Consider the following 5,720-nt stretch of genomic DNA (forward strand, 5'->3'; position numbering starts at 1 on the left):
CCGCGTCCTCGACGACGAGGCCCCCACGCTGGTCGCCGTCGCCGACGACGCCGTGACGGGGCTCAAGGCCGGCCTGCTGCGCCTGCCCCGGCACGCCGACAGCGGCCTCGACCTGCACGCCCTCCTGCGCGAGCTGGCCGCCCGCGAGGTGGTCGCCGTGTTCCTGGAAGGCGGCCCCACCCTCGCCGGCGCGTTCCTGCGGCAGGGCCTCATCGACCGCGTGCACGCCTACCTCGCCCCCGCCCTCCTCGGCGAGGGCAGGGCCGCGCTCGGCCCGGCGGGCGTCGCCACGATCAGCGGCGCCCACCGCCTCACCTTCGACGAGTTTTCCCCCATCGGGCCGGATCTGCGGCTGACCGCGCGGCCCGCTCCGCATCAAGGCAGGGAGAAGTGATGTTCACCGGAATCATCGAGGAGAAGGGCGAAGTCGTCGCCATCGAGCCGGCGGGCGGGCAGGCGGCCGGCGGCGGCGCCCGGCTGTCCGTACGCGGCCCGCTCGTCACCTCCGACGCCGCCCACGGGGACTCGATCGCCGTCAACGGCGTCTGCCTGACGGTCGTCGAGGTCAAGGACGACGTGTTCACCGTCGACGTCATCAGGGAGTCGCTGGACCGCAGCTCGCTCGGCGGCCTCACCGCGGGCTCGGCGGTCAACCTCGAACGGTCCGTACGCGCCGACCAGCGCCTCGGCGGCCACATCGTCCAGGGCCACGTCGACGGCACCGCCCGCCTGCTGTCCCGCGCCCCCGGCGAGAACTGGGACGACCTGCGCTTCTCCCTGCCCGGCCCGCTCAGCCGGTACGTGGCCGAGAAGGGCTCGATCGCCATCGACGGAATCAGCCTGACCGTCACGACGGTTGACGACGACAGCTTCGGCGTGAGCCTCATCCCGACCACGCTGAAGCTGACCACCATGGGCGACCGCCAGGTGGGCGACGTGGTGAACCTTGAGGTCGACGTGATCGCCAAGTATGTGGAGAGGCTGGTGGGCACCCGATGAGCTGGGTGGACGCATCGATTGACATCTTCGGTCTGCCGGTGAAGTGGACCGACCTGGTGGGCAACGTGTTCGCCCTCGCCACCGTGGCGTTCGCGATGCGCAAGTCCATGTGGACCTGGCCGGTCCAGTTCACCGGCTCGGTGCTGCTGTTCCTCGCCTCGATCAGCGCGCACGTCACCGGCAACGCGCTCAAGCAGGCCCTGTTCGCCGTGCTGGCCGTCTACGGATGGTGGAAGTGGCGGCAGGGCACCCAGGAGCACGCCCTGTCCGTCCGGCCCGCCACGGGCGGCGAGCGGTGGCGGATGCTGGCGGCGCTGGCGGTGGGCACCGCGGTGGTGACCGTCCTGTTCAAGACGTTCGACCTGTCGTGGTACCCGGGCGCGCCGGTGTCCGTCGTGGCCTCCGACGCCTACATCTTCGTCGGCGGCGCGGTCGCCACCTGGGCGCAGGGCCGGGCGCTGGTCGACTTCTGGATCGTCTGGGTGCTGGTCGACCTGATGGGCGTGCCGGTGGCCTTCAAGTCCGAGCTCTACGTCTCCGGCGCCGTCTACGGCGTGTTCTTCGTCATGGTCCTCACGGGCTTCGCCAAGTGGCTGCGCGAGTACCGCGCCGCCGCCCGTCCGGAAGTGGTGGCAGCGGCATGAGCGAGTTCAAGCTCGACCCGATCGAGCGGGCCATCGAGGACATCCGCAACGGCCGTCCCGTCGTGGTCGTGGACGACGAGAACCGCGAGAACGAGGGCGACCTGATCTTCGCCGCCCAGAAGGCCACGCCGGAGCTGTGCACGTTCCTGATCCGGCACACCAGCGGCATGATCTGCGTGGCCATGGACGGCAAGGAGCTCGACCGGCTCGGGCTGCCGCTCATGGTGTCCCAGAACCGCGAGCGCATGCGCACGGCGTACACGATCACCGTCGACGCCCGTGACGGCGTCACCACCGGCATCTCCGCCGCCGACCGCGCCAGGACCATCCGCACCCTCGCCGACTCGGCCACCGAGCCCAACGAGCTGGTCCGGCCCGGCCACATCTTCCCCCTGCGCTACCGCGAGGGCGGCGTGCTGGCCCGGCGCGGCCACACCGAGGCGGCCGTCGACCTGGCCAGGCTCGCCGGGCTGTCGGCCGCAGGGGCGCTGGCCGAGGTGGTCAACGACGACGGCACCATGGCCCGGCTGCCCCAGCTGCGCCGCTTCGCCGACGAGCACGACCTGGCGCTGGTCTCCATCGAGCAGCTCGTCGACCACCGCCGCCGCGCCGAGAGCATGGTCACCAGGGTCGCCGAGACCCGGCTGCCCAACGCGTACGGCATGTGGCGGGCCTACGGCTACTCCAGCGCCCTCGACGGCGGCGAGCACGTCGCGCTCGTCTACGGAGACCTCGGCGGCGGCGAGAACATCCTGGTCAGGGCCCATTCCGAGTGCCTGACCGGGGACGTGTTCGGCTCGCTGCGCTGCGACTGCGGCGTGCAGCTCGACCACGCCATGGGCGCCATCGCGCAGGAGGGCCGCGGCGTCGTCGTCTACCTGCGCGGCCACGAGGGCCGGGGCATCGGCCTGCTGGCCAAGCTCCGGGCCTACAGCCTCCAGGACAACGGCAGCGACACCGTCGACGCCAACGTCGAGCTGGGGCTGCCGGTGGACGCCCGCGAGTTCTCCAACGCCGGGCAGATCCTGGCCGACCTCGGCGTGCGCTCGGTGCGGCTGCTCACCAACAACCCGGCCAAGCTCAAGGGCATGGACGGCTACGGCATCAAGGTGCTCGGCCGCGAGCCCATGCCCGTGGCCCTGAACCCGCACAACGAGCGGTACCTGGAGGCCAAGCGCGACCGGCTCGGCCACGACATCTCCTCCAGCGTCCCGCACGAGATCTCGGAGGCGTCATGAGTGGCGAAGGCCGTCCCGGAGTGGCCGTGGTGGACGCGGCGGGCCTGGTCGTGGGCGTGGTGGCGGCGAGCTGGCACGCCAAGATCACCGACCAGCTCGTGGCGCGGGCCGTGCAGGCGTGCGACGACAGCGGCGCCACCGCGACCGTGGTCCGCGTGCCCGGCTCGCTGGAGATCCCCGTCGTGGCCCAGGCCCTGGCCCGGCGTTGTGACGCGGTGGTCGCACTCGGCGCGGTCATCAGGGGCGAGACCGCCCATTTCGACTACGTCTGCGACTCGGTCACCAGCGGGCTGACCCGCGTCTCGCTCGACGAGGAGACGCCCGTCGGCAACGGCGTGCTCACCTGCGAGACGATGGACCAGGCGCTCGACCGCTCCGGGCTGCCCGGCAGCAAGGAGGACAAGGGTTACGAGTCGGCCCTGGCCGCCCTGGAGACCGCCCTCCTCCTGAGGGACCTCCACTGACCTGCGGTAGGTTTCCCTCGTGCCCGAGCCCGTGACCCCGCCGCCCCTGCCCGTGACCTGGCGTCCCCGCCGGGGCCGGATCGTGCCCTACGCCTTCGCCCTGGTGGTGGTGGCGGGGGCGGTCCTCATGGCGATCTTCATCGCCGACCCGTTCAAGCTGCCCGACCGGGTGGCGATCGTGGGCTTCGGCCTGGCGGTGGCGTACGTGCTCCACCTGCTGGGCCGGGTCCGGGTGGAGGCCGACGAGCAGGGCCTGACCGTCGTCAACGCCCTGCGCGTCCACCGCTACACCTGGCCCGAGGTCATCGACGTCACCCTGCTGGTGGGCGACCCGTGGCCGAAGATCGACTTCTCCGACGGCCGGACGATCGGCGCCATGGGCATCCAGGGCTCGGAGAAGGCCCGCGCCCGCCGGGCCACGGCCGAGCTGGCCGCGCTGATCCACGAACGCGGCGAGGCGTCCGAGTCCGGCGACTGAAACGCGATGATGAGGGCGAGCCGATATCGCAGGGCCGGGGTCGCGACGTAGCCTGAAGGCGTGCTGCGGCGGACAATCAGGGCAATGGACATCGAGTCGCCGGACAAGCTCATCGAGCTGCTCGACCGGCACGACTACCTGGCCGACCGGGGGCTGGCCACGGCCGCCTTCCTGGCGCTGCGGATGGGGCGGCCGCTGTTCCTGGAGGGAGAGGCGGGCGTCGGCAAGACCGAGCTGGCCAAGACCCTCGCGAGGCTGCTCAAGGCCCCGCTGATCCGGCTGCAGTGCTACGAGGGCCTCGACGCGTCCCAGGCCCTGTACGACTGGGACTTCGCCCGCCAGCTCCTCCACCTCAAGGCCGCCGAGGCCGCCGGGATCACCGACGCCGCCCGGCTGGAGGGGGAGATCTACGACCGGCGCTTCCTGATCGCCCGCCCCCTGCTGAAGGCCGTGGAGACCCAGCCGAGCGTGCTGCTGGTGGACGAGATCGACCGGGCCGACGACGAGTTCGAGGCGTTCCTGCTCGAAGTGCTCTCCGACTTCACCGTCTCCATCCCCGAGCTGGGCACGATCAGGGCCGCGACGCCGCCGGTCGTCGTGGTGACCTCCAACCGCACCCGCGAGGTGCACGACGCGCTCAAGCGGCGCTGCCTCTACCACTGGCTGGAGCACCCGAGCTTCGACCGCGAGGTCGCGATCCTGCTGCGCCGCCTGCCCGGCTGCACCGAGGAGCTGGCCCTGCAGGTGGCGCGGGCGGCCGAGCGGCTGCGCCGGGCCGACCTGGTCAAGCCGCCGGGCGTGGCCGAGACCCTCGACTGGACCGAGGCGCTGCTGACGCTCGGGGCCAGGGAACTCGACCCCGACCTGGCCGCGGCCACCCTGGGCGCCGCGCTGAAGTACCGCGAGGACGTCGCCGCCGTCCTGGGCGACGGGCTGCTGTCCGGTGGATGAGCTGGTCCGGACCGTGACGGGCTTCGTCAGGACGTTGCGCGCGGCGGGCGTGGACGCCGACCACGAGCGGACGCGGAGCCTGCTGCAGGCCCTCGGCCACCTCGACGCCGGGGACCGGGAGGCGTTCTACTGGGCCGGCCGGCTCACCCTGTGCGCCACGCCCGACGACCTGCCCCGCTACGACCGCTGCTTCGCCGCCTGGTTCGGCGGACGGCGGGCGGCGGCGGCCCGTGCCGGGACGACCAGCGTCACCCGGCACCTGGCGGCCGGCGACGGCGAGGAGGCGGGCGCGGGCGAGGACGCCGCCGCCCCGGCCACGGCCAGCCGCGCCGAGGAGCTGCGGCACCGGGACGTCGCCCGGCTCACCGAGGCCGAACGCGCCGAGGTGCACCGCATGCTGGCCCTGCTCGGCCGCGGCCGGGCCGCGCGCCGCTCCCGCCGTTTCGAGCGGGCCCACCGGGGCGGGCTGGACCAGCGCCGCACCGTGCGCGAGGCGCTGCGCAACGGCGAGGTGGCCCGGCTGCGCCGCCGCCGGCACACGACCAGGCCCCGCCAGGTGGTGCTGTTCGTGGACGTCAGCGGGTCGATGGCCCCCTACGCCGAGACCCTGCTGCGCTTCGCCCACGCGCTGGTCAGGAGCGAGCCGCGGGCCACGAGGGTCTACTCCGTCGGCACCCGGCTCACCGAGGTCACCGCCGAGCTGCGCCACCGCGACCCCGGCACGGCGCTGAACGCGGCCTCGGCGGCCATCCCCGACTGGAGCGGCGGGACCCGGCTCGGCGAGGAGTTCAAGGAGTACCTGACCCGGCACAGCGCCCGGGGGGCGATCGTGGTCATCGCCTCCGACGGCTGGGAACGCGGCGACCCCGCGCTCCTGGGCGCCCAGCTCGCCAGGCTGGCCCGGCAGGCGTACCGGCTCATCTGGGTCAATCCGCACAAGGGATAT

At 72.9% G+C, this 5,720-nt stretch carries 8 protein-coding genes; all 8 read left to right on the top strand.

The window, feature by feature from the left end:
* Positions 1-394 (top strand): RibD family protein (locus ACWCSD_RS46555; RefSeq protein WP_449925208.1); only part of this gene is annotated, 394 nt, incomplete at its 5' end.
* Positions 394-999 (top strand): riboflavin synthase, encoded by a 606-nt coding sequence (locus ACWCSD_RS46560; protein ID WP_449925211.1) that lies wholly within the window; start codon positions 394-396, stop codon positions 997-999. The genes ACWCSD_RS46555 and ACWCSD_RS46560, both read left to right, overlap by 1 nt.
* A complete protein-coding gene (locus ACWCSD_RS46565) occupies positions 996-1,643 on the top strand; it encodes a nicotinamide mononucleotide transporter family protein (protein WP_449925213.1) in 648 nt (215 codons plus the stop codon). The genes ACWCSD_RS46560 and ACWCSD_RS46565 overlap by 4 nt, the downstream gene beginning before the upstream one ends.
* A complete protein-coding gene (locus ACWCSD_RS46570; protein ID WP_397162171.1) occupies positions 1,640-2,881 on the top strand; it encodes a bifunctional 3,4-dihydroxy-2-butanone-4-phosphate synthase/GTP cyclohydrolase II in 1,242 nt (413 codons plus the stop codon). The genes ACWCSD_RS46565 and ACWCSD_RS46570 overlap by 4 nt, the downstream gene beginning before the upstream one ends.
* On the top strand, positions 2,878-3,345 hold the full coding sequence (gene ribH, locus ACWCSD_RS46575) for a 6,7-dimethyl-8-ribityllumazine synthase (RefSeq protein ID WP_397162170.1): 468 nt from the start codon (positions 2,878-2,880) through the stop codon (positions 3,343-3,345). The genes ACWCSD_RS46570 and ribH overlap by 4 nt, the downstream gene beginning before the upstream one ends.
* A gap of 19 nt (positions 3,346-3,364) precedes the next feature.
* Positions 3,365-3,823 (top strand): PH domain-containing protein, encoded by a 459-nt coding sequence (locus ACWCSD_RS46580; protein ID WP_397162169.1) that lies wholly within the window; start codon positions 3,365-3,367, stop codon positions 3,821-3,823.
* 84 nt (positions 3,824-3,907) lie between these two features.
* Positions 3,908-4,774, top strand: a complete 867-nt coding sequence (locus ACWCSD_RS46585; RefSeq protein ID WP_387666364.1) for an AAA family ATPase — start codon at positions 3,908-3,910, stop codon at positions 4,772-4,774.
* A partial coding sequence (locus tag ACWCSD_RS46590; protein ID WP_449925218.1) for a vWA domain-containing protein occupies positions 4,767-5,720 on the top strand: 954 nt, incomplete at its 3' end. The genes ACWCSD_RS46585 and ACWCSD_RS46590, both read left to right, overlap by 8 nt.

The organism is Nonomuraea sp. NPDC001684 (genome assembly GCF_053596515.1).